The 24,891-nt window shown below is 64.8% G+C and carries 17 protein-coding genes and 4 pseudogenes; 8 read left to right on the forward strand and 13 right to left on the reverse strand.

Going from position 1 to position 24,891, the window contains the following annotated elements:
• Positions 1-29: 29 nt before the first annotated feature.
• On the reverse strand, positions 30-1,397 hold the full coding sequence (locus F1D61_RS06385; protein ID WP_246775755.1) for an ABC transporter substrate-binding protein: 1,368 nt from the start codon (positions 1,395-1,397) through the stop codon (positions 30-32).
• Positions 1,398-1,535: 138 nt separating this feature from the next.
• Here F1D61_RS06385 and F1D61_RS06390 point away from each other — a divergent pair, with 138 nt between their 5' ends.
• The 4 genes and pseudogenes from F1D61_RS06390 (at position 1,536) to F1D61_RS06405 (ending at position 5,534) form a co-directional block, all read left to right on the forward strand.
• A complete protein-coding gene (locus F1D61_RS06390) occupies positions 1,536-2,357 on the forward strand; it encodes a GntR family transcriptional regulator (RefSeq protein ID WP_203156974.1) in 822 nt (273 codons plus the stop codon).
• A pseudogene (locus F1D61_RS06395) lies at positions 2,354-3,237 on the forward strand (dihydrodipicolinate synthase family protein). Before F1D61_RS06390 ends, F1D61_RS06395 begins: the two are co-directional and overlap by 4 nt.
• A gap of 181 nt (positions 3,238-3,418) precedes the next feature.
• Positions 3,419-4,825, forward strand: coding sequence for an FAD-binding oxidoreductase (locus F1D61_RS06400; RefSeq protein WP_432443214.1), 1,407 nt, complete (start codon positions 3,419-3,421; stop codon positions 4,823-4,825).
• 316 nt (positions 4,826-5,141) lie between these two features.
• Positions 5,142-5,534, forward strand: coding sequence for a DoxX family protein (locus F1D61_RS06405; RefSeq protein ID WP_203156976.1), 393 nt, complete (start codon positions 5,142-5,144; stop codon positions 5,532-5,534).
• A 1-nt stretch (position 5,535) separates the two neighbouring features.
• Here the strand turns inward: F1D61_RS06405 and F1D61_RS06410 are convergent, their stop codons facing one another.
• Together F1D61_RS06410 and F1D61_RS06415 are read right to left on the reverse strand one after the other, a co-directional pair.
• Positions 5,536-7,041, reverse strand: coding sequence for an ATP-binding protein (locus tag F1D61_RS06410; protein ID WP_203156977.1), 1,506 nt, complete (start codon positions 7,039-7,041; stop codon positions 5,536-5,538).
• An 86-nt stretch (positions 7,042-7,127) separates the two neighbouring features.
• A pseudogene (locus F1D61_RS06415) lies at positions 7,128-7,816 on the reverse strand (glutathione S-transferase family protein).
• A gap of 711 nt (positions 7,817-8,527) precedes the next feature.
• On the opposite strand from F1D61_RS06415, the gene tnpA reads away from it, so the two are divergent.
• Complete coding sequence (gene tnpA / locus F1D61_RS06420) at positions 8,528-8,959, forward strand: IS200/IS605 family transposase (RefSeq protein ID WP_203156978.1); 432 nt, start codon at positions 8,528-8,530, stop codon at positions 8,957-8,959.
• 850 nt (positions 8,960-9,809) lie between these two features.
• Here tnpA and F1D61_RS06425 read toward each other — a convergent pair.
• The gene (locus F1D61_RS06425) at positions 9,810-11,243 is read right to left on the reverse strand and encodes a phosphomannomutase (protein ID WP_203156979.1); all 1,434 of its coding nucleotides are present in this window, start codon (positions 11,241-11,243) and stop codon (positions 9,810-9,812) included.
• Positions 11,244-11,408: 165 nt separating this feature from the next.
• On the opposite strand from F1D61_RS06425, the gene F1D61_RS35290 reads away from it, so the two are divergent.
• Together F1D61_RS35290 and F1D61_RS06435 are read left to right on the forward strand one after the other, a co-directional pair.
• Positions 11,409-11,672, forward strand: coding sequence for a recombinase family protein (locus F1D61_RS35290; protein ID WP_432443215.1), 264 nt, complete (start codon positions 11,409-11,411; stop codon positions 11,670-11,672).
• Complete coding sequence (locus F1D61_RS06435) at positions 11,672-12,319, forward strand: NUDIX domain-containing protein (RefSeq protein WP_348649431.1); 648 nt, start codon at positions 11,672-11,674, stop codon at positions 12,317-12,319. Before F1D61_RS35290 ends, F1D61_RS06435 begins: the two co-directional genes overlap by 1 nt.
• Positions 12,320-12,751: 432 nt before the next feature.
• On the opposite strand, the gene F1D61_RS35295 is transcribed toward F1D61_RS06435, so the two are convergent.
• From F1D61_RS35295 to istA, 5 genes and pseudogenes are all read right to left on the reverse strand, one after another.
• On the reverse strand, positions 12,752-12,991 hold the full coding sequence (locus F1D61_RS35295) for an FkbM family methyltransferase (protein WP_203156981.1): 240 nt from the start codon (positions 12,989-12,991) through the stop codon (positions 12,752-12,754).
• A gap of 408 nt (positions 12,992-13,399) precedes the next feature.
• Positions 13,400-13,582 carry a hypothetical protein gene (locus tag F1D61_RS06445; protein WP_203156982.1) on the reverse strand — a complete coding sequence of 61 codons (183 nt, stop codon included), beginning with the start codon at positions 13,580-13,582 and terminating at the stop codon, positions 13,400-13,402.
• Positions 13,583-13,789: 207 nt separating this feature from the next.
• A complete protein-coding gene (locus F1D61_RS06450) occupies positions 13,790-14,008 on the reverse strand; it encodes a hypothetical protein (protein ID WP_203159400.1) in 219 nt (72 codons plus the stop codon).
• Positions 14,009-14,892: 884 nt separating this feature from the next.
• Positions 14,893-15,624, reverse strand: coding sequence for an IS21-like element helper ATPase IstB (gene istB, locus F1D61_RS06455; protein ID WP_203158950.1), 732 nt, complete (start codon positions 15,622-15,624; stop codon positions 14,893-14,895).
• Between the two features lie 5 nt (positions 15,625-15,629).
• Positions 15,630-17,123, reverse strand: a pseudogene (gene istA / locus F1D61_RS06460) (IS21 family transposase); the annotation flags it as partial.
• A gap of 746 nt (positions 17,124-17,869) precedes the next feature.
• Between istA and F1D61_RS06465 the strand changes: the two are divergent.
• Positions 17,870-19,303 (forward strand): mannose-1-phosphate guanylyltransferase/mannose-6-phosphate isomerase, encoded by a 1,434-nt coding sequence (locus F1D61_RS06465; RefSeq protein ID WP_203156983.1) that lies wholly within the window; start codon positions 17,870-17,872, stop codon positions 19,301-19,303.
• Positions 19,304-19,616: 313 nt separating this feature from the next.
• Here the strand turns inward: F1D61_RS06465 and F1D61_RS06470 are convergent, their stop codons facing one another.
• The 4 genes and pseudogenes from F1D61_RS06470 to F1D61_RS06485 all read right to left on the reverse strand — a co-directional run bounded on the left by F1D61_RS06470 (position 19,617) and on the right by F1D61_RS06485 (position 24,551).
• Entirely contained in the window at positions 19,617-21,647 is a 2,031-nt protein-coding gene (locus F1D61_RS06470) for a glycosyltransferase (protein WP_203156984.1), read from the reverse strand.
• A gap of 60 nt (positions 21,648-21,707) precedes the next feature.
• The gene (locus F1D61_RS06475; protein ID WP_203156985.1) at positions 21,708-22,364 is read right to left on the reverse strand and encodes a hypothetical protein; all 657 of its coding nucleotides are present in this window, start codon (positions 22,362-22,364) and stop codon (positions 21,708-21,710) included.
• A 548-nt stretch (positions 22,365-22,912) separates the two neighbouring features.
• Positions 22,913-23,116, reverse strand: a complete 204-nt coding sequence (gene tnpB, locus F1D61_RS06480; RefSeq protein ID WP_203156986.1) for an IS66 family insertion sequence element accessory protein TnpB — start codon at positions 23,114-23,116, stop codon at positions 22,913-22,915.
• Between the two features lie 401 nt (positions 23,117-23,517).
• Positions 23,518-24,551 (reverse strand): annotated as a pseudogene (locus F1D61_RS06485) (glutamine synthetase beta-grasp domain-containing protein).
• Positions 24,552-24,891 lie beyond the last annotated feature (340 nt).

The raw sequence follows: 24,891 nt of genomic DNA on the forward strand, positions 1-24,891 counted from the left end.
CGTGACGGGATGGTCGGCCGGTGTCCCGGCTATTGCAGCTTGAGCAGCGCGGCGTCGGCGTCGCAGGCGGCCTGCTGCGGCGTCTTCTGGCCCAGCACCACTTCCTGGGCCGCCCGGCCGATGATCTCGCGGGTCTCCGGCACCCGGTCGGTCGGCGAGGCGTAGTCGCCGGTGCCGCGGCGGCTGATCTCGCTCAAGGCCGCGACCCATTGCTGGCGCACCGGCTTCTGGCTCGCCCAGGCCTGCATCCCCTCGCCCTCGAAGACCGAGCTGCGCGAGGGCGCGACCCCGCGATCGACCAGGGTCGCCTGCATCGCCGGCGAGGTCGCCCATTGCAGGAAGTACCAGGACGGCCCCTTGCGGCGGGAATATTCGGAGATCGACAAGCCCCAGCCGAAGCCGATCGGCTGCGACACGCCGCTCGCCCGCCCCTTCGGCAGCACCTTGAGGCCGAGGTCGTCCTCGCGACCGGGATACTTCATGATGTTGGAGAACTCGTTCGAGGATTCATGGGTCATGGCGACCTTGCCCTGGCCCAGAAGCTCGACGACCTGCGGGAAGCTGTGGTTGGTGGCGCCGACCGGGCCGAAATCCTTGAGGAGGTCGGTATAGAGCGTCAGCCCCGCGACCGATTCCGGCCGGCACAGGCCGGGCTTCGTCCCGTCCACCGACTTGAAGCCGCCGCCCATGTTGAACACGAAGGCGGCCATCGGGTACGGCACGGCGTTGCGCACGCCGCGGGCAGCCCAGGCATGGATCGCGGGATCGCAGGCCTTGATCTTGCGCGCCGCGTCGAGAATATCCTCAAGGTATTCCGGCACCGTGACGTTGCACTTGGCGAAGATGTCCTTGCGCCAGTAGAACAGCGGCCCCTCGACGTTGATCGGCAGGCCGGTGAGCTTGCCCCCGAACGTCTCGTTGCGGATCAGGCCGGCACCGAAATCGTCGATCTTGAAATCCGGCGCGGTCTGGCTCGGATCCTTCAGCATCGGGGTGACGTCGGCGTACCAGCCGGCCTTGTTGTAGACCGCGCCCTCGCGGATCTTGAGCGAGATGTAGACGTCGACGTCGGAGGATTTCGCCTGGAGCAGCGTGTTGAGCCGCGCCCGCTGCGGGTCCTCGTTGAGGATCTCGATGCGCAGCTTGATCCCGGTCTTGTCGGTGAATTGCTGCGCCATCTCCCGGATGGCGTTGCCCCACGGGTGGTTGGTGAGGACGAGATTGATGGTCTGGCCGTCGTACCGCTTCCAGTCGAAGCCCTCGGCGCGGGCGGCGCCCGGGGCCGCGCCGGCGAGAAACGCCGCGAGCAGGCCGGCGAGCGCGACCGTCGGCCGGCGCCCCCTACCCACAGGCAAGCGGGAACGGCGTGAGGCTGCCCTGCGCGGCATCGTCGTCATGTTTCCTCCTCGGGCCGGAGCCCGGCTCCCATTCACGTCTCTGGCCGCCCGGCGCCTCCCGGCACCCTGCACGGTCACTGCGTGTTGGACGAACCTTTAGCGATTGACAGACTGACATGTCAATGAGAGATGAGTGACATGAAACAGCGTGACCAAGCCTACGACGCCTTCGTCCAGCAGTTGCTGGACGGGCGCCTGGCGCCGGGCTCCTTCGTGACGCAGCGCGAGTTGGTGGCGCTCACCGGCCTGCCGCTCGGCGCCGTGCGCGAGATGATCCCGCGGCTCGAGGCCGACGGGCTGATCTCGACCCTGCCGCAGCGCGGGCTCCAGGTCGCGGCGGTCGACCTGCGGCTGGTCCACGAGGCGTTCCAGCTCCGGGAGATCATCGAGGCCGCGGCGGTGGCGCATTTCGCCCGCACCGCGCCGGCCGGCCTGGTGGCCTCGTTGCGGGCGGCGCATGCGCGGATCAGCGCGGCGGCGGAAGCCGGCGTCACCGAGGCACTGATCGCCGAGGCGCAGGCCACGGATTGGGGGTTTCACGATGCGGTGGTCGCCCATCTGGGCAACGGCCTCGTCTCGGAGATCCACCGGGTGAACCTCATCCGCATCCGGGTCATCATGCAGAGCCGCGTCGCGCTCTCGCCCGAGGTGCTGCCGCCGGCCTTCGCCGAGCATGCCGCGATCCTCTCGGCGGTCGAGGACCGCGATGCCGAGGCGGCGGCGGCGGCCCTGCGCCGGCACCTCGAAACCTCACGCCGCCGGGCGCTCGGCCTCGATACCGGCCGGGAGGCCGACCGGCGCGAGGTGCCCGCTTCCCCTGACGTCGATGGGCGCGAAGCGCCCTCTTCCCTTGATTCAAACGGGCGCGAAGCGCCCGCTTCCCGCGATTCAAACGGGCGCGAAGCGCCCGCTTCTCTCGATTCAAACGGGCGCGAAGCGCCCTCTCGGAGGACCGCATGAGCAACGCCATCACCGGATTGTGGGTCGCCCTCGCCACGCCGCTCGACGCGACCGGGGCGGTCGATCATGACGCCCTCGTGCGCCACGTCCGGTTCCTGATGGAGCGGGGCTGCGACGGCGTGGTGCCGTTCGGCACCACCGGCGAGGGCACCTCGTTCTCGGGCGCCGAGCGCCTCGCGGCGGTCGAGGCGCTGCTGGCCGCCGGCATCCCGGCCTCGCAGATCGGGCTCGGCACCGGCTATCCGGCGATTCCCGACAGCATCGCGCTGACCAAGGCGGCGCTGGCGCTCGGCCTCACCCATGCCCTGGTGCTGCCGCCGTACTTCTACCGCGACGTGACCGAGGCCGGCATCGTCGATGCCTTCGCGGCGATCCTCGACGGCGTCGGCGACGACCGCCTGCGGGCGACGCTCTACCACATCCCCAGACCTCCGGCGTCGGCCTGCCGCCGGCGGCGGTGGCGACGCTGCGCGCCCGCTACGGCCATCTCGTCGCCGGGGTGAAGGACAGCTCAGGCGATTTCGCCCAGTTCCAGGCCTTCCGGGCGGCGGCTCCCGAGGTCGCGGTCTGCGTCGGCAACGAGGCGGATATCGGCCGGGCGCTGGCCGAGGGCGGGGTCGGGACGATCTGCGGCATGGCCAACCTCGTCCCCGACCTGGTGCGGGCGATGTTCACCGATCCCGCCGCCGCCGCGCCGATGCGGGCGGCGATCGGCCTGATCCGCGGTCCGTTCGTGCCGGTCCTCAAGTCCGCCATGGCGGCGATGACGGGCGAGCCCGCCTTCGGCCGGGTGCGCGCCCCGCTGGTCGCCGCGGAAGCCGGGATCGGGCAGCGCATCGCGGCGGAGATCGCCGGCCTGACGCGCGCCGCGGCGGCGTGAGCATTGCCAGAACCTGTTTGGTCGATCCCGGAGGACCTGACACCCTCCGGGTCATTCCGGGGCCGGGACAGCGGAGCCCGGAATGAGCCGGTGGATGTTGATTCCGTCGCTCGATCTGGACAAGAACCGCGAAGACCATCGACACGAGCGGCGATCCACGCCGCCCAGGGAGGAAAACAGGATGACGGCGATGCCGGACGCGTCCCGCAATGAGGCGGTGGTGGCCGCCCTCACGGCGGAACTGGGCGAGAAGACGGTGCTCTCCGGCACCGATCTGCCGACCCGCAACGCCTCCGACTGGAGCACGCTCGGGCCGCAGGCCCCCCTCGCGGTGGTCCGGCCGAGCACCACCGAGGCGGTCGCCGCCGCGATGCGGATCTGCGCGGCCCACGGCGTGCCGGTGGTGCCGCAGGGCGGGCTCACCGGCCTGTGCGGCGGCGCCCGGCCGCTCGCGGGCTCGGTCGCCCTGTCGCTGGAGCGGATGACCGGCATCGAGGCGATCGACCCGGCCTCGGCCACGATGACCGTCCGGGCCGGCACGCCGCTCCAGGTGGTGCAGGAGGCCGCGGATGCTGCCGGGTTCCTGGTCCCGCTCGATCTCGGCGCCCGGGGCTCCTGCGCCATCGGCGGCAACGCCTCGACCAATGCCGGCGGCAACCGGGTCATCCGCTACGGCATGACCCGCGAGATGATCCTCGGCCTCGAGGTGGTGCTGCCCGACGGCGGCGTCGTCACGAACCTCAACCGGATGATCAAGAACAACGCCGGCTACGACCTCAAGCACCTGTTCATCGGCTCGGAAGGCACGCTCGGCATCATCACCCGGCTCGTGCTGCGGCTCTTCCCCAAGCCCGCCTGCACCTTCGCGGCGCTCTGCGCCCTGCCGGATTACGAGTCGGTGGTCGGGCTCCTCGCGGCGGCCCGCCGGGGCCTCGGCCCGATGCTCTCGGCCTTCGAGGTGATGTGGCCGGATTACTGGGAGACGGTCCACGCGATGCCGGGGGTGCGGGTGCCGCTGGCCCCGAGCCACGCCGCCTATTGCCTGATCGAGGCGCAGGGGACCGACGAGACCTTCGACGGGCCGCGCTTCGAGACGTGGCTGGAGGCTCAAGCCGAGGCGGGCCTGCTCGCCGACGCGGTCCTGTCCCGCTCGCTCTCCGACGTGAAGACCTTCTGGGGCGTGCGCGACGCCTGCTCGGAATTCCCGATCGTGCTCGGCCCGCACGAGCCCTTCGACATCGGCCTGCCGGTGGCGGCGATGGATGCCTACGTCCAGGCCTGCAAGGCGGCTCTCGCCGAGCGCCTGCCGGGGGCCTTCGCGCTGTTCTACGGCCATATCGGCGACGGCAACCTGCACATCGTCGCCGGGCTGAAGGGCGCGAGCCCGCAGCCGAAGGACGTGATCCAGGAGGTCGTCTACGGCCTGGTGCGCGAGTTCGGCGGCACGGTCTCGGCCGAGCACGGCATCGGGCTGACCAAGAAGCCCTGGCTCGGCCATGTCCGCTCGGAGGCCGAGATCGCCCTGATGCGGCGGCTCAAGGCGGCGTTGGACCCGGCGGGCCTGCTCAATCCCGGAAAGGTCGTGTGAGTTCCCGGTCGATGGGTTGAATCCCGTCGATCCGGGAAGACGTCGACAATCCTTCCCGTCAGCCCGAGCCGTGAGGTCGTGGGTGGCATTCCACCTGCCGACAGGCGTCATCTGAGTCCCGGCCGATCGCTTCGCGATGCGGATATCGGCTTCGCTCACGTGCCGCGCGGGCTCGGGTTACCTGGGGCTCGTGGTACCTGGGGCTCGTATACCTGGGCCGACGACACGGAGCACGCAATCACGACGCAATCCCGCGCCGCTATCGAGGCGTCCCGGCCGGCAGGGCCGGAGCGACGACACGAGCGGGGTTGAAACCATGACATCGACATCGACCGGGCGACGGATCGGCAGCCTGGTGCTGCGCGGCCTGCTCACTGCCCTGTTCGTGGCGGCGGGCGGCATGAAGCTCGCGGCCGTGCCGTTCGAGGTCGCGGGCTTTACCCGCTTCGGCTACCCGCTCTGGTTCATGTACACCGTCGGGGTGGTGCAGCTGCTCGGTGCCGCGTTGCTGTGGGGCCGCGCCACGGCGGCCTACGGCGCGCTGCTCCTCGCCGCCGTGATGGTCGGGGCGGCGTTCAGCCATGTGAGCGCCGGCGACCCGGTGGCGATGGCGCTCCCCGCCCTGGCGATCCTCGGGCTGCTCCTCGGTCTCGCCTATGCGCGCCGCGGCGACGCGATCCCGGCCTCCTTCCGGGTCTCGCAGGCCTGAGCTATTCCGCGGCGAACAGGCCGGCCGGCTCCTCCGTGCCGCCCTTCGGGTTGCCCGGGGCGGTCTCGCAGCCGAGCGCCGGCAGGGCGACGACGCGGTTGCCGCGGAAATCGGTGCGGCACACGGCGGCACCGCGGCTCTCGACATAGGCGAGCAGGCGGCGCGCCCGGCCCGGCGAGCGCGAGCCGATGGCACGCGCGAGCGCGTCGTCGGAGGGACACGGCGCCCCGGCCCGGGCGGCCCGCGCCAGCAGCAGGAACAGGCCCTGGACCTCCTCGGGCAGGCCGGCGCAGGCCGCCATCACCGCATCGGCCTCCTCGCCCTCCGCCGCCTCGCCGTCGACGCCGGCCCGCGCGATGGCGAGCCGCCGGCGGAAGCGGCCGAGATCGAGGGGTTCGCCCGGCAGCCGGCGCATCCGGCAGCGCACCAGGAAGTCCTGGTAGAGCACGGCGATCGGATGATGCGCCCCGTCCGGATCGGCGGCGATCTCGCGCAGGATGTCGGCGAGCGCCGCCTCCCGCTCCGCCTCGCTCATGCTCGGCGCCACCTCGACCGGCTCCGGCGGGCGGTACTGGGCGAGCTGCTGCAACAGGTCGGCCGGTGTCGCCCGCGGGGTCGGGGCCGGGCGGGGGGCCGGGGTCCAGATCGCCTCGTTCTCGGACGGCGTCAGGATCAGCTCGCGCAAGTCGCCGCCGGCGGCCGGGCTCGGCAGCGGCACGAGCTTGGGGCTCGACGAGCGGGCCGAGGTCGCGACCGGCCCGATGGCGATCGGCAGCGGGCGCTTTGACAGGGCGGGGCCGAGGGCGATGAAGTGGCCGCGCTCGAGATCGCGGAAGCTCTCGGCCTGGCGGCGCTCGAGGCCGAGCAGGTCGGCGGCCCGCGCCATGTCGATGTCGAGGAAGGTGCGGCCCATCAGGAAGTTCGAGGCTTCCGCCGCGACGTTCTTGGCGAGCTTGGCGAGGCGCTGCGTCGCGATGATGCCGGCGAGACCCCGCTTGCGGCCGCGGCACATCAGGTTGGTCATCGCGCCCAGCGACGCCTTGCGGGCCTCGTCCGAGACCTCGCCGGCGGCGGCCGGGGCGAAGAGCTGCGCCTCGTCGACCACCACCAGGACCGGGTACCAATGGTCGCGCTCGGCCTCGAACAGGCCGCCGAGGAAGGCCGCGGCAGCGCGCATCTGCGCCTCCACGTCGAGGCTCTCCAGCGTCAGCACCACCGAGACCCGGTGCGCCCGCACCCGCGCGGCGATGCGCTGGAGATCGGCCTCGCCGTGGTCGCCCTCCACCACGACGTGGCCGTGGGCGTCGGCCAGGGTGACGAAATCGCCCTCGGGGTCGATCACCACCTGCTGCACGTGCGGCGCGCTCTGCTCCAGCAGGCGGCGCAGGAGGTGCGACTTGCCCGAGCCGGAATTGCCCTGGACCAGCAAGCGCGTCGCCAGCAGCTCCTCCAGGTCGAGGGCGGCCGGCCGGCCGCTCGCCACCCCCATCTCGACGCTGATCGTCATCTCGGCTCCCTGCGATGCCGAGACTCGTAACACGCCTGGAGGCGCCCCGATCCGCGTCCGGGACCGGGGTCCACAGGCAGTTCGCGTCAGCCGAAGGTCAGCGCCCGCGACCCCTCCCCCAGCCGCTCCAGCATTCGCCGGCGCCAATTCTCGACCGGATCGTCGGCTTCGAGGAGGTCGAGCGCGCTGACGCCATGGGCCCACAGGAAGGCGCCCATCACCGCGTAGTCGGCGTAGAGCGGGCATCGCCGCCGAGGAACGGTTGCGCCCGCAGCACCGCGCGCACCGGCGCCAGGGTCTTTCGCAGGGTCGCGAGCTGCGCTTCCCGGTCGGGGCAGACCGCCTCCAGCGGCTTGCCGAACCGGGCCTCGCGGCTGCGGCGGAAATAGGCCTGGTCGGCCTCGCCGAGGTGGCGGTGGATGTCGAGGAGGAGGAGCGGCACCAGCGCCGGGTGCAGCACCCCATCGGTCCAGGCGACGTGGAACCGCGTCAGCGCCAGCCCGGCTGGCCCGCCGAACAGCGACGGCCGGTCCGGATGGGCGGCCTCCAGGTGGGCGGCGATGACCGAGGAATCTGCGATCGGGCGCCCGTCCTCGACCAGCACCGGCACCTTGTCCGACCCCGAGAAGGCGAGCGCCCCGGTCTCGGTGAAACGCCACGGCCGGCCCTCGAAGGCGAGGCCCTTGTGCTCCAGGGCGAGGCGGATGCGCCAGCAGAACGGGCTGAAGCGCCGGTCCGGATCGGCGGCGGCGAGTTCGTAGAGCACGCGGGTCACGAATGTTTCCTCCGGCGGCACCCGGTCCGGGCCGGGCGGCTTCGCGGTGGATCATGGCGGGTGACAGCGGTGGGGGCAACGCGCTGCCGGCTCGATCTCTCCCTTCCGGACCATCGCGTTCGAACATCGCGACTCGAGCGTTTCTCCCTTCGAAAGTCGCGCGCCTGTCCTCTTCGTGGCAGGGATGTCCGGCTGAATGTGTAGCGCGCCTCCCCTTCTCCCGTGTGGACTATCGCATTCAGCCGGCACACGCGGCCAGGCGCCGTGTCCGGCACGGCGAGCGCGGTCTTCACGTCCCTGGTGGTGTCGGGGTGAGATCGATGAACTCGAGCCGGCCGGCACTCCGCGGCTGCGCGCGAATACGACCTATCCAATCTTCAGCCGCGGATCACCCAACGGGCACTCGTCGGAGTGGTCGAAGCGCGCTGGCCAGGTAGGAATTCCCACTCAACGGCCCTTCTCTCAATGATATTTCACAAAGATGTATTATGTTTAATTAATTTTTCTATTTGTAATATTATCAGATGATCTTGATGTTCAAGTTCGCCTATACTTGTCCTATAGAAATCTATTATACGCGCGCTGTTACTTATTAAAAATAGGAAAACCCCGGCCTTGCCGGGGTGGCAGTAGCAGTTTGACGTTTCCTGGAGTGTCCATCGAAGAAGCTTCCCTTTGTAAGCCGCCAAGCACACAACGGAAATTTCAACGATGAACTATTCCCAGTTTATAAGCCACTCAAAGTGGGATTACAAATATCACATCGTCTTCATCCCCAAACGACGACGAAAGATGCTCTACGGTGAGTTGCGTCAGCACCTCGGCGCTGTCTTTCGCACTCTGGCTCAGCAAAAAGAAAGCAGGATCGAGGAAGGACACATGATGCGCGACCACGTGCATATGATGATCGCGATCCCACCCAGATATGCCGTCTCCCAGGTCGTCGGCTTCATCAAAGGCAAGAGTGCCATCCACGTCGCCAGGGTGTATGGCGAGCGCAAGCGGAATTTTGTGGGTCAGCACTTCTGGGCCAGGGGCTTCTATGTCTCTACAGTAGGTCGAGACGAGGCAACGATCCGGGCTTACATCAAGCAGCAGGAGCAGGAAGAGGAGCGCTTGGAGCGGTTGCACCTCTGGCGCTGAGCGCCACTGTCAGGTGGCTCAGCAACCCAGGACCGCGTTAGCGTTCTCCTCATGCCGCTTTGAGCGGCTCACATCATAAAGCCCCGGCTTTGCCGGGAGATATTCACTTCTTTCGTATGTAGAGCGAGAGGCTCGATAGAAGCCAAACAGAATCAGGCGCCGCAATTCAGGCCAGCACCTGCGTTTTGCAACCGCAGGCTGGCGCTCCCGACGCATCATTGGCCCGCACCGCTCCACCGCTATGCATGCAGAACGAGCAAGAACCCCATCCGGAACAACCCCAGAGGGCCCGACAGTTGGCACTATGTATTCGTCCGCGAGCACGCGGTGGTGCATCACGCCGCCCCGGGCCGGTCTGCTGCCGTGGCCGGCGAGGTGATGGCCGGACACCGGCCGGCAATGTGGCTCTCGGACCGCGACTCGGCCCAGCAGGGACACGGCGAGCGACAGCAGGCCTGCCGGGTGCATCTCGCGGGCGACGTGGCCTTAAGCGATCACAAGGCCCTTCGGGCTCTCCCGCCGGCTGACCGCGTTGGCGGCCTCGACCCTGGCGCGCGAGCGGCGCGAGTTGGAGCAGAGATGGGACCAGGAACCGTTGCCGGAGCGGCGCCGGGCATCCTGAGCGGACCGGGCATGAGGTCCAGCCCGATCCGCGACACGACTTCGGGTCGCTTCGAGGCATTTTTCCAAAGACCCGTTCCAGGCTCCGCCAACTCGTATTGTCAGCGACGTGCACGTGTTTCGCATTGCGGGTGTCTGGACCGTGCGCGAGCAGAGCCAGCTGTTCGCGCACGGCTGCGGTTGTCCCGTTGAGGACGAATCGTGATAGCGGAAGAAGGCCGAGGCGATGCTACTCCGCGTTCCCGTCCATCACCGCTGCTGCCGCCGAGAGGCCCCAACGGACCAGGCTCTCGGCTGCCTCCGCAGATTTCGCCTCCGCGTAGCAACGCAGTTCAGGCGCGTTGCCCGACGCCCGGAAGTGGATCGTCCTCTCGCCTTCGAGTCCGATCCTGACCCCGTCCTGCTCGTCGACGGCTTGCGGCACTCCGACGGGGCGAAGGAAATCCCGACGGAACGCTTCGTCCGTGAGTTGCCGGAGGAAAGCGCCGCTCCGCTCCGCGGCGACGTTGGGGAGGCGATTGCTCGCGGTCTCGCCGACATCGAGAGCGACGACCAGATCAGCCAGCGGCATCGCGGCCTCCCGCATTGCAGCCAGAGTTGCCAGTATCGGCAGTACCGCATCGCGCGTCGGCAATGCCGGGAGGACCTTGTCGCCGATCGGACAATCTGACCCGAGCAGGAACCCACCATTTGCCTCGAAACCGCAGACGACCTTCGCACCATCCCTCGCGGCCTGCTCCATGCCGGTGATCACGAAGGGAGAGCCGACCTTGGTGCGCCAGACTCGCTGAAAGCCACCTGCCCGCTCGATCGCGGAGCCGGCCGTCACGGGCACGACGACGGTGTCGGCACCCAGATAGCGGGCTGTGATGAGCCCCAGAACATCCCCTCGCACGATGCGACCGGTGCCATCTGCGATCAGAGGCCGATCCGCATCGCCGTCGGTCGTCACGAGCGCGTCGAAGTCACCCGATGCCATGACATCGCGGATGAATGCGACGTCTTCGGGTCGATGGGCCTCGGTATCGATCGGAACGAAGGATTCGGATCGGCCGATCGGTACGGCGCTGGCCCCGAAACCGGCGAGAACATCGATCAGCAGGTCGCGAGCGACGGAACTTTGCTGGTAAACAGCAATCTTCTGACCGGACAGCGCGTCTGCCTTGATAGCATCGAGGTAGCGACGACGATACCGCGCGATCGCATCCGGTTCCTGATTGGCCGGGACATCTGGGATATTCGAAGGAAGCGGGGCGCCTGTCGCGACCTCGCCGAGCGCTGCGAGGATGGCGGCTTCGTCGGCTTTGGTGATCTCGCCATCGGCGCGGTAGAACTTCAACCCGTTGCGATCCTCCGGTATATGGCTGCCGGTGACCATAACGGCGCAGCTTCCACGCCGCCGCGCTTCGAGGGCGAGGGCTGGCGTGGGCAGCGGGCCGCAGTGGATCGCCGTGAGCCCGGCCGCGGCCGCCGCCATGGCAACGGTTGCGGCGATCTCCGGGCTGCTGTTGCGCAGGTCATGCCCGATCACGACCTCTCGGCTGGCCCCCGCCTCTTTGCCGACAGAGGCGAAGAACGCAGCAGCGTAGGCGAAACTAGGCTGTCCTACGAGATCCGTTACGAGGCCGCGCAGTCCGGAGGTTCCAAATTTTAAACTGCTCATAAGTCCCCGCCAGTGGAAGAATGCAATAACGTCTCGATCGGGATATGCCGGTTCTCGGACTCACAGCGCATGCGAGCATCCCTGCCCCGCCTTATCATAGACGACGGGCGTCAGCACCACCGGCCGGGACCGTTCCCTCTGACTCGCTGCCCTCACTGCCGCCGAATGCGGCGTCGGTCGCGTCGGGAAGGTCACCGGAGCCGCAGTCACTGGCAGCGCCGAGCTGGCCACGTCCTGGATCTCAACGGCAAAGGCGACGCCCCTGGCGTCACATACATCGATCGCCTCAGCCGATCCCGCCGCAATCTTCAGGATATCGTGAGCTATCTCAAGGCCATAGGTGCTTCCCTCGTGATCATCGTGCAACCGATCGACATCGGCACCGAGAGCGGTCATGCAGCCTCACCACCGAGGATCTGGAGCGGGTGATGGCGGTCGTCGACCTGCGGGATCGAACATCAAGCGAGCGTGACATGACAGAGACGGACACCTTTCGGCTTCGTGTGATCCACCAAGGCTGGAACACCTTTGGGATCGCCACCATCCGCCTGCCAGATGGGCGAGCCATCGACAGGGCACTCGAACACCATGGCGAGGCAGCCGCGGTGCTGCCCTATGATGCGGAGCGCCGCTGCGTGCTCCTCGTCCGGCAGGAGCGCGTTGGGCCCTTGTACTGGGGTGACCCGGAGCTTCTTCCAGAAGTCCCCGCGGGCGGTCTCGACGGGAAGACCCCCGACGCGACAGCGATCGAGGAGGCGTTCGAGGAAGCCGGTGTCCGGCTGGTCGAGCTCGAACCTGTCGTGCACGCCTATGCGATGCCGACCGTGTCGTCCGAGCGGATCTGGCTCTACCTCGCGCCGTACACGTCGGCGGCGCGCACCGGAGCCGGAGGAGGCCTCGCGCATGAAGGCGAGCAAATGGTCGTCGAGGAGGTGAGCCTTGGCGACCTGGCCAGGCTCATGAGCGAAGGCAAGCTGCGAGACATGAAGACCTTGGTTCTCGCCCAAGCCCTCCAACTGCGTCGACCAGACTTATTTGGGCCGGGGCCTGTCGAATCGACGCCTTCGCCGGCCTGACTAGGCAGCCCGCGGAGAAGCCGAGATAAGCTCGAAATCTCAGGTTGGAAAATGAAACCGGGCGCTCATGCAAGCGGCCCGGCTTCGCCCACCACGGAGCGCCTCAGATAATAAATCAACGCAGCGCAAATAATCACTCTTCCCGAGATCAATCCGCACACCACGCTTCGAGTAAGCAATTCTCGATAAATTACTCAGTATTCAGTGTCGATTTTTTACTTGTCGATCGCAATATCATCGATTGATGTCTGCAAAAATACAAAGTCATTGCGAACGCGTGCAACATTTCCGCTTGTTTGTCATAATCAGAGTGGTCGATCAGACACAGACTATAGTCGTCCATTCTGATGGAGGCTCGATACGCAAATTTATACTTATGGTTGATTCTCGAAAAGAACTTTTCGTATTTGTCGCCATATAGCTCGGCGATAATTAATTTGGTGGAAATTCTTCCAAATGCCGACTCGCTCCGTCGATGGCATCAATCTCCGCGCCCTCAATATCAATTTTCCATATATCGATTTCTAGATTCACGTCGTCCACCGGCATCGTCTTGACGTTTATGAATTGTCTTTCGTGGCCGTAGACTTGCGGGGACATCGCTATCGTATCATAATATGAAGTAGATCCCTGATTGTGCGCGAGAGATAGATATAGCGTTGCCTCCCCCATTTAGACGAGAGGGCCTGCTGATCACATTGGATCAAGGGACATTGAATGGCGCGAACGCGCTCAGCAAAGGCAGGAACTGGCTCGAAGGCGACAACCTGCGATGCGCCAGCTTTCACGAAGAGCAAGGCGGTCAGTCCAATATTTGCTCCAGCATCAGGCACTTTGTAGCCAAGCCTAACAAATTTTTCGGTAATGAATAGATCAATATCGAGCGTTGGGGTTATTCGCCTCCCGGCCGACGCTGCAGAGCACAAAGGGTGCCGTAGCACCACGAAGCTCGGACCGGCTGCTGGACGGTTCAGCTCCCTCGTCGCCGTTCGAAGGTGACACGGCCGAATAAGTGGGCGCTCGAGCGACGCGTATCTTCAGACTCGAATCAGGTAGAATGCAGCATATAATAAAACGACATCAATGCATCAGTTCTGACATGCGTTCATTCCCGGCACTAAGAGCGTGCTCGACTGAAGAGAATGCGACAGACGACTCCTCCCAAAACATCGAATCGATACCGTAGATCGTCCATAGGAACTGCGTTCGATCGCGCGGATCCGGACGAATGCTGATGCGATAACAAGGCTTGACGTTCGACATCGAAACCTCTCGTGCAGTATCTAACGCGCCTACCACGTCGACGCTTAAATAGGCAGACTGCACATAAATTGGATAACGACGTGAGATATATGTCAACTACGCTGATGGTGGAAAGGTGCACGCGGGTGACATCACCCTGCGGGTAGCTCCCAGTGCAGAAAAGCTCGCCACGGCGCGAGCCGGGCGAGCTTTCTCTCATTCGATGGATCAAATCAGGTAGGCGGTGCCGTGCAATCCGAACACCTTCGGGCAGTTGGATGCTTCTACCAGGTCCTGCGCCGCCTTGAGGTCGATGCCTTTTTCCGCGGCAATCTGAGAGATCGTTTTCCAGGACGCGTTCATGAGGTACCCCATCATCGTGAGAGTCCAACGTCCTGGAGCGATACAAGTTTCACGCTGAGCGCAGGCGGCGGTGAAGCGAGCCACGTCATTGTCGCGTTCGACGTGCGGAAAAATCCTGCTCGGCGGCGGCTGGCGGGGCTGAAGGCGGGGTCTCGGGTCCTGGAATATCCGTCAGCTGACGGACCGGCGGCGCGGTGGGTTAGGGTCAGCGATGCGTACGCCCGAATCGAGTGGGCGGCCGCTTCCGCGCCGCCAGGTGCTCGAGCGCGTCGGCGATCCTGGCATTGACCTCCTCCAGCCTCCCCGGGCGTGCCTCGCTGGTCCGAGGCCCTGTCCTTGACCCCGGAGAAGCCGGCATCGGTGAAGCAGCGGACCAACATCGGCTTGCTCGCCTTGCCGCCACTCTCGCGGGTGCCGATTTCGTGCGCCGCCAGGGCGAGCCACGCCGGCTGCTGGCATGGCGCAGCGCCCGGAAGACGGTCAACCGTAACCGCGCCCAGAGCGAGTGTTTCGCCAGAAGTGTTGATCGCTCGGCCCCCGCCGGCTACCTGAGCGATCCCGCCGCCTTCGATCCACGGTGCCGCCGGTGATCCGGATCGCGTCCAGAAGCTGGCTCTGGGCGGCATTCGTCCCGTTGGCGACGCGGTCCAGCGTACCGATGCCGAGCGTCCCGCCGTTGACGACGAATGCCCGAGCCATGGCGAGGCTCGACGCCTGCGCATCGTCCTCAGCCGCGTGCGGCCCGAGCGCTGAGTTCCGGCCACGGTCATCAGGATGTCCGGAATGTCAGGCGTGTCGGGCTCGGGCCGGGCAGTTGTCAAACGGCATCGGAACGGGACCCCTGATCGGCGTCCAATCGGGCCCCCTTGTTGAGCATGCGCGACGCCCCTGCTCAGCCCGGCGAAGCGGGTCGGGGTGGCGCAGCCGGGCTGAGCAGGGGGCCAGGATGAGCCGCGCACAGGCCGCCCTCACGCCCGGTTCTTGAAGCGCCAGCTCTCGTTGCCGGTCTCGACGATCTCGCAGTGGTGGGTCAGCCGATCGAGCAGTGCCGTCGTCATCTTGGCGTCGCCGGCAAACACGCTCGGCCACTCCCCGAACGCCAGGTTGGTCGTCACCACGATCGAGGTGGTCTCGTAGAGCCGGCTGATCAGGTGGAACAGCAGCTGACCGCCCGACTGCGCGAACGGCAGGTAGCCGAGTTCGTCCAGCACCACCAGGTCGGGCCGGGCGAGGTGGTCGGCGATGCGGCCCTGCCGGCCGGCTCGCGCCTCGGCCTCGAGCCGGTTGACGAGGTCGACCACGTTGTAGAACCGGGCCCGCGCCCCGTCCCGGATGCACGACCGGGCGACCGCGATGGCCAGGTGCGTCTTGCCCGTGCCGGTGCCGCCCACCAGCACGACGTTGCGCTGGTGGGCCAGGAACTCGCCGCCGCAGAGGTCGCGCACCAGACCTTCGTTGATCGGCGTCCCGGCAAAGGCGAACTCGGCGAGGTCCTTGGCCAGGGGCAGCTTGGCAATCGTCATCTGGTAGCGGATCGAGCGCGCCTGCTTCTCGCTGATCTCGGCCTGCAACAGGTCGCCGACGATCTGCTGCGGTTCGTGGCTGCGCTTGAGGGCGACCTTGATGATCTCGTCGTAGGCCGCCTTCATCCCGAACAGCTTCAGCTCGCCCATGGTGGCGAGGATCTGCTGACGTTCCATCATGGGGCTCTCCTCAGGCTGTCGTAGCGGGCACAGTCGGCGACCGGCTCGTGGCGCAGCCGCAGGCTCTCGGGCGTCAGCAGCGAGACGGGCGCGGGCGGCTCCCGCTGGCGGGCCAGGATGTTGAGCACCACGTCGGCCGAGTGCACGCCCTCGCGCAGTGCCTCGGCGCTGGCCGCTTCGACCGCGGAGAGGCCGTCGCCGAGCACGGCGGTGAGGATCTCGACCATCTGGCGGTCGCCGTCGGCGCTGCCGGCGAGCTTGCGGCGGATCCGTTCGAGGGCGGCGGGCAGGACCCAGTCCTTGAACGGTGCGCCGTTGCGCAGCGCGCCGGGCTTGCGGGCGAGCACGGGGACGTAGTGCCAGGGGTCGAACACCGTCTGGCCGCGTCCGAAGGCCCGCGGGTGCTCGGCGACGACGCGTCCGTCCTGGCGGATCTCGATGCGCTCGGCATAGGCGCGCACCTCGACCGGGCGACCGATGGCCGAGGCCATGACCGAGTACTTGTTGTTGTCGAAGCGCACCAGGCAGGTCGAGGACACGGCCGCCGGGACGGCGTGGAAGCCGTCGAAGCGTCCGGCGTAGGGGACCAGGGCTCCCCGTTCGGCTTCGAAGGCCTGCCAGATCGTCAGTTCGCGCTGCTCGGGATGCGGGTGGGCCTTGGCGTAGGCGACGACCCCGTCGAGCAGCAGGGCGTTGAGCTCGTCGTAGCTTCTCACCCGGACGCGCGGGGTGAACAGGCGCTCGCGCACCAGCCCGACCTGGTTCTCGACCTGCCCCTTCTCCCAGCCTGACGCGGGCGTGCAGGCCACGGGCTCGACGAGGTAGTGCGAGCACATCTGCAGGAAGCGGCGGTTGTAGGCGCGCTCGCGCCCGACGAAGATCGTCTCGACCGCGGTCTTCATGTTGTCGTAGATGCCCCGCTGGCAGGTGCCGCGGAAGAAGGCGAACGCCCGGTCGTGGGCGTCGAAGACCATCTCCTGGCTCTCGCGCGGATAGGCCCGCACGAACAGCATGCGCGAGTGGCAGAGCCGGACGTGGGCGACCTTGACCGTCGTGGTGACGCCGGCGATCAGCACGATCTCGTGGCTCCAGTCGAACTGGTAGGCCTCACCCGGGGCGAAGGCGAGTGGCACGAAGGCGGGAGCCGTCACGCTGGCCTGCTGGCGCTTCCACGTCTTGGCGTAGCGGCGGACGGCATCATAGCCGCCCTCGTAGCCGAGCCCCCGCAGCGCCTCGAAGATACGGGTCAGCGTCAGCCGCTCCCGCGCCGGCTTCCCCGTATTGGCCGCCAGCATCCGGTCGAGCTCGTCGCGCCAGGGCCCGAGCTTGGGTGCAGGCTGGACGCTGCGGGTGTAGCGGAAGGCAGTTGCCTCCGAGCGGATCACCTTCCTGACGACCTTGCGGGAGAGCTTCAGCTCCCGGCAGATCTGCTTGATCGGCTTATGCTGCACGAAGTACGCGCGGCGGATCTTCGCGACCGTCTCCACGACCAACATCCTCCGCGAGCCTCCCGTTCCGAATGCGGGAGGCAGTCTGGATGAAGTATCCTGGGGGTCCCGTTTGGACGCCGATCACCCCGGAAACGGGGTCCTTATTCCACGCCTAATCACAGGCAGTCTCCCCATCGAGGTGCGGCGGTTCCAATGCCGTAACCCGGCCTGTCGACGCCGAACCCTCGCCGAAGCACTCATGCCCCTCCTCGCACCGCGCGCCCGGCGAACGCAACGGCTTGGCGCGGCGCAGACCCGGGTCGGCATCGCCTGCGGTGCGCGTCTCCTCGCGCATTCGTCCCACCTTGCGCGCCCGCGCGCACTCTGTCGGAGTTGGAAGCGGGTGCACAGAACCAGATGCGATCGCAGGCTCTCTACGAGGAGAAGTCAGCCGCCGACAGGCCGGCGGGGAGCCGTTGCTCGGGATCGCCCGTGCCATGCCCGAGATAGCCGAAACACCTGCGCGTTCGAGCCGCTACCCCTCGTCGCCCTGCGCGGCGCGGCTCATCAGCTTCGGCTCCCGGACGAGGAGGTGGACAGCGTTGTCGAGCGGGTATCGGCAGAGGATGGGAACCGGGGCGGGTCTCCTCGAACTCGCAGGAACTGGTGGCAGGCGCGAGCCCGGTGTCGCGGGCCAGGCTGAAGAGATGATCCTGGCGGTCGACGGGCCCCTGCGCTAGAACCCCCGGGTCGATGCGCACAATCCGGTAGTTCAATAAAAACCTCGTGATAAACACAAATAGGACAAATAAATGACCACTGCAAGCAAGATCCACCCTGTAATACTGTGCGGAGGATCCGGGACGCGACTGTGGCCGGCTTCCCGTGAAAGCTTCCCCAAGCAGTTCATCCCGCTGGCCGACGCGGAACGCTCGTCGTTCCAGACCGCCGCCGCGCGGCTCGGCGATGCCATCTTCGCGCGACTGGCCGTCATCACCGCCAACGATGCCCGCTTCCTTGTCGCCGAGCAGCTCGCCCAGGGCGGAATCGCAGCCGACATCCTGCTGGAGCCATGCCGGCGCGACTCCGCCGCCGCCGTCGCCGTCGCTGCCCTCCACGCCGCCGCCCACGATCCTGAAGCCTTGGTGCTGATCCTGCCGGCCGACCACGCGATCGGAGATGATGCCGCCTTCGTGCAGGCCGCCCGTGCCGCTCAGGTCGGAGCCAGGGCCGGGCACATCATGACCCTCGGCATCGCGCCCGCTCATCCTTCGACAGCTTACGGCTATATCCAGCCCGGCGCCCCTCTGGCCGGCGCGGCCGGAGAAGCCGGTGCCCGCGCCATCGTCAGCTTCATCGAGAAACCCAATGCCGACCGCGCCGCTGGCCTGATCGCCGAGGGTGCGCTTTGGAACGGCGGATACTTCATGTTCCGCGCCGATGTGATGCTGGAAGAACTCGAGATCCACGCGCCGGCGGTACTGGAGGCAGCTCGAGCCGCGCTCGAGTCCGCGGTCCGAGACCTCGACTTCGTGCGTCTGGATGAGGCGGCGTTCGAGCGGGCACCGCAGATCTCGATCGACTACGCCGTCATGGAGCGGACCAGACGGGCCGGCGTGCTGCCGGTGAGTTTCCCGTGGTCGGACATCGGCACCTGGGGAGCTTTGTGGGAGATTCTGGACCGGGACGCTGACGGCAACGCTCTGCGTGGCCGGGTCGCGGTGAGGGACACTCGCAACAGCCTGGTCCATGCCTCCGGCGAGATCCTAACCACGGTGGTAGGTCTCGACGACGTGGTTGTGGTGACAACGGACGACGCGGTTTTGGTGACAAGCCGGAGCGCCGGGGCAGAGGTGAAGGGCTTGGTCGAAACCCTGCGGCGGCGGGGCGAGCCAGAGGCGGATGCCCATCGGCTGATGTACAGGCCCTGGGGCTCCTACCAGCGCATCGACGTCGGGGCACGCTTTCAGGTGAAGCGGATCACCGTGAAGCCGGGCGGGCGGCTGTCGCTGCAGAAGCACTACCATCGGGCCGAACATTGGGTGGTGGTCCGCGGCACCGCTGAGGTCACGGTCGATCAGGCTGTTACGCTCGTGCACGAAAACGAAGCGATCTACCTACCGATCGGTAGCGTGCACAGGTTGGCTAATCCGGGCAAGATCCCGCTTGAGCTAATCGAAGTACAGGTTGGTAGCTATACAGGAGAAGACGATATTATCAGAATCGAAGACATCTACGGACGATAGTATTATTGGATAAAATATATGACGCTATCTGCCAGTGGTTTCTTGAATCGAGCCACTGGCGAGATTGGCAAGCTATATATTTCAGATAGCTAAATTATAAATAAAAGGCCCCCGGCAAAGCCGGGGGCCTGACGACGTGAGCGGTTCAATGCAGCGGCATAGAGAAGCGGATTACCCATGCCCCCTACCACAGGGGAGGATGGGTCAGGCCATCATCAGCCCGAGCCAACCCGTCTTGTCCACGCAAAGTGAGCATTGGCCCGATCCGTCCAATCTCAATTCATGTGAGACAGCATGCGCATCACTTGGCCTCTCACCTGCCAGGCAAGTGGGCGGCCCTGATCTCCCGAAGTCGGGCAGCGTATCGCTGCGCGATGGCAGTGACGCTGAAGTGCGCCTTGACGAAGCGAGCCGCTTGCTCTCCTTTGGCGCGAGCTGCATCGCGATCGGCAGCGACGGTTTGCATCGCGATGGCCGCCTGCTGCAAATTGGCATCGGCCCAGACGCTGCCCCTTTCAACGAAAATGTACTCGTCTTTTTGAACGCCGACAAGATCATAATCAATCAAATAGGCTGTTTGATCGTTGCAAAAATCCATGTTTCCACCATGGGCGGTTGCTATGACTGGTCGCTCAAGCTGCATGGCCTCAATAAGTCCAAAGCCCCATCCTTCTGACCGATGCAGAGAGACATAACAATCGCAGGCCTTTTTGAGCGCTAACAGGTCTCGATATTTTAGAGTCTCGTCCAGTATGACAATCCTAGAATCATTCTTCGCATGTTCATCAATCTTTCGCCAAATCGACAACTGATGCGGATCGCCGATACGGGTCCGGTTCTGCGTCTTGATAATTAGGCATACTTTCTCTGTGCCTGCAGGGAAGGCAAGGCGAAAGGCTTCGATTGCTGCGAGTGGATTCTTCCGTTCGATGAAAGAGAACGAGTCGAAGGTCGTCAGGAATACAGTCTCATCACCGTCCAAACCAAGATCATCGAGTGCCACGGGAGCCACTTCCGGTAGGGCCTCGACGGCCATGCCGACGTTTACAACCGGCTTGCCGGTGTAGCGTGCATAGATCTCACGGTTGTACTCAGACGATACCCATATCTCGTCGAGCAGTTCTAGCGCCAGATAATGACACTTGGGGATCTTATTGAGCTCCCAGAAAAAATATCCAATATTATAACTGTCGGAAGTAATCTCGTTCTGCTCGAAAGCGAAGACGAGTGGGATCGACTCGGCGTTGAGATGTATCAGATTGATTTCGCGTGGACCGGTGAAGGGGGCAATCGCGACTTCTGAAGCGAAGCCGATTGGAGCTGGATTGTCTAAGCCGAATGGAAGAGCGGTCGGGTATATTTCCTCGGCGGCGGCCAGGATTTCGTACGATAGGCGAGTCGCTTGGCCGAGACCGGAGGTCTGTAGAAGGGGGCCGATCAAGGCGGCACCAGGCTCCAGGGCCTGCCGGGCAAATTTATAGCGTTGACGCAGGAATTCCCCATGGTCCCTTTGCTCTCGGGAACCATGTGGATCAGCCAGTCTTGCCGTTCGGGCCGCTTCAGTCCCAAGCAGGTGCCGGGCGAGGGTTTCGCCCTGTCGACGGATCTCGACGGCTTGCGCGGACGTCGATCCAGCCGGTAGCGCTATGGCACCGATCACGTCATCGAATATCGCCGAGCCATCCGGCCGCTCCCGAAGCAGCTGACGGACTGCCCCACTCGGAAGAAATCGCCTTAGGCTGGTGTTGGTATAGCTTTGCAATATCAAATAACACAAATAAGCCGCCCGGTCGGAGGCCTTATTCTTGTCTAATTCGATACTTTCCTTATCTCTCTCGAATTGCATATCCATGAATTGATTGAAAGGAAATAATTTATGCGCTGTATTACTAGGAGCCTGCAATAAATCGACCTGTTCTTTGGTTACGAGGGATAGCTGCAGTTTGGATTTTGGCGCCCTTTCCACGCACCACCAATAAATCGCCTCCAACAGAACGTTCTTGTTTTGCAGATCAATATGACTAGGCAATTGGCGCATCACGAAATTGTAGAGCGCAACCGTCACCGCAGGAGAAAATCCAGCCAGCGGCATCGGGGCATTGAGAAAACTTACTTGTTTTTGAGACAATGGAAGCTCAAAGCTGGTTCCCTGATTTTCGCGATGCGATTGATAGTCAATAAGATACCACATCAATACTTTAAGGCGATCTTGCAATGGCCCATTCATATCATTTATGTGATGGTCGCGGACCAGTCGAAAGCTTTCAAATTGAATATACTTTGATATCAATCCTTCAGGGTCGTGGATGGGGTCGGCCGGCTGGAGAATGATGTGATTAGACATGGTAATTTATGTTCCTGTGTTTCGAAATCGATGCAGATTTACTGCACATAAATATCCTAATTATGGCATATCTATTATACCACCACGAGATTCTATGTTATTTAATAATGCCCTTATTTCAGATATCTTAAATTGGATCTGAGTTTTCATTTTATCTGAGATGCCTCCGCGCTTGATAATTTCTATGGGGTCGATCGAGATCGGGTCGGCAGTAAGCGCTTCACCCGTCTCGGCAACATAGAGCTTGATTGACTTCATCGCGCCGATGAGCGCAAGATTCACCTCGAAGCCGTGATGCCCGTTCCCAACCTCTGCTTCCTTGAGATCAGCGCGGTACTTATTCGCGATCACCGGGACCGTCTTGCCGTTGTCGCCCGTAGCTCGCAGCAACACCGTGGTATAAGGACGGTGAGTATCTTGTACCCACCCGATCACGGCGAGGGAATCGACTCTATCGATGTGCCATCGCCAGCGGGAAGGCTCTTCATTGATGACTGGTCCAGCAGGGCCGCTCAGAACTATCTGCACAATACCGAGCACATCCTGCGTCTCGAAAACCCTAACGGTGACGTCACCGGACTCGCTATGCCACCCACTCAGATCAAGATTGAACGCATGCGCACCGTCGCCGAGGCCGGCCTCAAGAAGATCTTGCCGGAACTCGTTTGCCGGCGCGCGCGCGGACTGGCCTGAATGAGAAACAGCCTCAACAGTCAAGCATCGCTGTGGATCCGATACATCGCAGACCCAGCCTGCGATCTTAGATTCTCCTACGAGATCAATATTATATTTTAACAATTTCGGTATCTCCTTTGAGATATTGTCAATGATATGGTGATTTACCTGATAACCACTACTCGGTTGCGCCGATAGAATTCATCCATCATGTTCCGGACTTGTAAATCATTCCTGCGGCCTTCCCCATTCTCATACATCTACCGCAATGCTCCCGAAGAAGCCAGATCGCGGGACGCTCGGCGATAGGGCTTCCGGATCTCGGGCAGAGCCGAGATCTAAGCCCGCGCCGGTGTCGAACTGGCAACCTCGACGTTCTCGGGTTGGCTCGGTGCGACCGCGGCGCCTCTGCGGCCGCTGACCTGAATACGATCTCTGCTCGGGCTTGGCGCTCGTCCTCGTCGACCTCCAGCGCCTCGATGGCGACGTTCGAGCTGCCTGCCGCCTGGAGCCCGCGATCGCCGGTCCGACGATGTACAGCGGCGCGCGCTAGTTGATTGCCTTCAGCCGCATGGCGATCTGGGCCGGCGTCAGCGCCGGCGCGGTACCGGGGGGGCCGGCCAGACGTAGCAGCCCGTCTCCAGGCGCTCGGCGAACAGGCGCAGCCCTTGGCCGCCCCACCACAACACCATAATCGGACGGCCCGTCCGGCCGCGTGACACGAAGGCCTGGCCCGAGAACGGATCGCGCCCCAGATGGCTTTGGACGAGAGCGGTCAGGCTGTCTGCGGACACCTCCGAGACGCTCGTTTCGGGCGGGGAAGGTGTTTGATGACGCAGGCTGCCGGCTCCGATCGCCCCGAGCAGACCGCCCCCTACGGCGACCTCGGCTGACGTCTCGCTCCGGCTCGACGCCGTCACCCTTCCAGGCATGAGGCGAGATCTCCCAGCGGACAGCAGGTTCCGTTCCTGCTCGGCCGCGCCTTCTATCCGGTTCTCGTTCGTCGGCCCTCAGGTGCGCTCCACGCGTCCTCCCCACGGTCGGTCGCCCTAGTTGCGCGTCACTTCGTTCGCCGTGGCCAGCTCACGGAGGTACGTCCACCCTCGAGAACGCGCCCATGCTGGGCGCATCACGAAAAAACGGCGCGGGCCTCGAAGGCCCGCGCCGCTCACTCTCTTACCGGTCTCGAGGAGGCTCAGGCCGCGGCCGAGACCTCGGTCGGGACGGTCGAGATGGTCTTCAGGATCTGCGAGGCAATCTGGTAGGGGTCGCCCATCGAGTTCGGGCGGCGATCCTCGAGGTAGCCCTTGTAGCCGTTGTTGACGAAGCTGTGGGGCACGCGGATCGAGGCGCCGCGGTCGGCCACGCCCCAGCTGAAGGTGTGGATCGAGGCGGTCTCGTGCTTGCCGGTCAGCCGCATGTGGTTGTCCGGGCCGTAGACGGCGATGTGGTCCTCACGGGCATCGCCGAAGGCCGACATCAGCTTCTCGAAATACGCCTTGCCGCCGACTTCGCGCATGTACGAGGTCGAAAAGTTGGCGTGCATGCCCGAGCCGTTCCAGTCGGTGTCGCCGAGCGGCTTGCAGTGGTACTCGATGTCGATCTCGTACTTCTCGCAGAGGCGCTGCATTAGGTAGCGCGCCATCCACATCTCGTCGGCGGCCCGCTTGGAGCCCTTCCCGAAGATCTGGAACTCCCACTGGCCCTTCGCCACCTCGGCGTTGATGCCCTCGTGGTTGATGCCGGCGGCGAGGCAGAGGTCGAGATGCTCCTCGACGATCTGGCGGGCGACCGAGCCGACGTTCGAGTAGCCGACGCCGGTGTAGTACGGGCCCTGCGGCGCCGGGTAGCCGGTCTCGGGGAAGCCGAGCGGGCGGCCGTTCTTGTAGAAGAAGTATTCCTGCTCGAAGCCGAACCAGGCGCCCTCGTCGTCCAGGATGGTGGCGCGCTTGTTCGACGGGTGCGGGGTGACGCCGTCCGGCATCATGACTTCGCACAGGACCAGGACGCCGTTGGTGCGGGCCGGGTCGGGGAAGTGGCGGACGGGCTTCAGCACGCAATCCGACGAGCTGCCCTCGGCCTGCTGGGTCGAGCTGCCGTCGAAGCCCAGAGCGGAAGCTGCTCGAGGGTCGGGAAGCTGTCGAAAGCCTTGATCTGGGTCTTGCCGCGAAGGTTCGGGGTCGGGGTGTAACCATCGAGCCAAATATACTCGAGCTTGTATTTGGTCATCTCGCGTCTCTCTATCAGGTTCCGATGGAGCCCGTGATTCCTCGTGGCGCCCATCACCCGCCAGCGGCATCCCTACGCTAGCAGGTCCCGTGCCAAACCGTCGTCGAGGGCGGAACGATCGTCGGAACGAGGCGTTGCCGACCGCTCGGGCCCGAAGGGACGCCCCTGCGGCACTCATCCGTCACCGGCGACGGACTTCACTGCCCGGTTGCGCGCCAGGGCGCCATGACGCCCAACCACGCGCCACACCCGCCAAGTCGTGCCCCGACGCAAGCGCAGGCATGCACGAATTATAGCCAATCACTGATTTTTCCGTAGTCAGCCCGCGCATTCCCCGGGC

Source organism: Methylobacterium aquaticum (assembly GCF_016804325.1).
Classification (GTDB): Bacteria; Pseudomonadota; Alphaproteobacteria; order Rhizobiales; family Beijerinckiaceae; genus Methylobacterium; species Methylobacterium aquaticum_C.

Bases quoted from the DNA above. Each gene is read 5' to 3' on its own strand.
- F1D61_RS06385 (WP_246775755.1), bottom strand. From the start codon at position 1,397: ATGACGACGATGCCGCGCAGGGCAGCCTCACGCCGTTCCCGCTTGCCT.
- F1D61_RS06390 (WP_203156974.1), top strand. From the start codon at position 1,536: ATGAAACAGCGTGACCAAGCCTACGACGCCTTCGTCCAGCAGTTGCTG.
- F1D61_RS06400 (WP_432443214.1), top strand. From the start codon at position 3,419: ATGACGGCGATGCCGGACGCGTCCCGCAATGAGGCGGTGGTGGCCGCC.
- F1D61_RS06405 (WP_203156976.1), top strand. From the start codon at position 5,142: ATGACATCGACATCGACCGGGCGACGGATCGGCAGCCTGGTGCTGCGC.
- F1D61_RS06410 (WP_203156977.1), bottom strand. From the start codon at position 7,041: ATGACGATCAGCGTCGAGATGGGGGTGGCGAGCGGCCGGCCGGCCGCC.
- tnpA (WP_203156978.1), top strand. From the start codon at position 8,528: ATGAACTATTCCCAGTTTATAAGCCACTCAAAGTGGGATTACAAATAT.
- F1D61_RS06425 (WP_203156979.1), bottom strand. From the start codon at position 11,243: ATGAGCAGTTTAAAATTTGGAACCTCCGGACTGCGCGGCCTCGTAACG.
- F1D61_RS35290 (WP_432443215.1), top strand. From the start codon at position 11,409: ATGCGGCGTCGGTCGCGTCGGGAAGGTCACCGGAGCCGCAGTCACTGG.
- F1D61_RS06435 (WP_348649431.1), top strand. From the start codon at position 11,672: ATGGCGGTCGTCGACCTGCGGGATCGAACATCAAGCGAGCGTGACATG.
- F1D61_RS35295 (WP_203156981.1), bottom strand. From the start codon at position 12,991: ATGGGGGAGGCAACGCTATATCTATCTCTCGCGCACAATCAGGGATCT.
- F1D61_RS06445 (WP_203156982.1), bottom strand. From the start codon at position 13,582: ATGTCGAACGTCAAGCCTTGTTATCGCATCAGCATTCGTCCGGATCCG.
- istB (WP_203158950.1), bottom strand. From the start codon at position 15,624: ATGGAACGTCAGCAGATCCTCGCCACCATGGGCGAGCTGAAGCTGTTC.
- F1D61_RS06465 (WP_203156983.1), top strand. From the start codon at position 17,870: ATGACCACTGCAAGCAAGATCCACCCTGTAATACTGTGCGGAGGATCC.
- F1D61_RS06470 (WP_203156984.1), bottom strand. From the start codon at position 21,647: ATGTCTAATCACATCATTCTCCAGCCGGCCGACCCCATCCACGACCCT.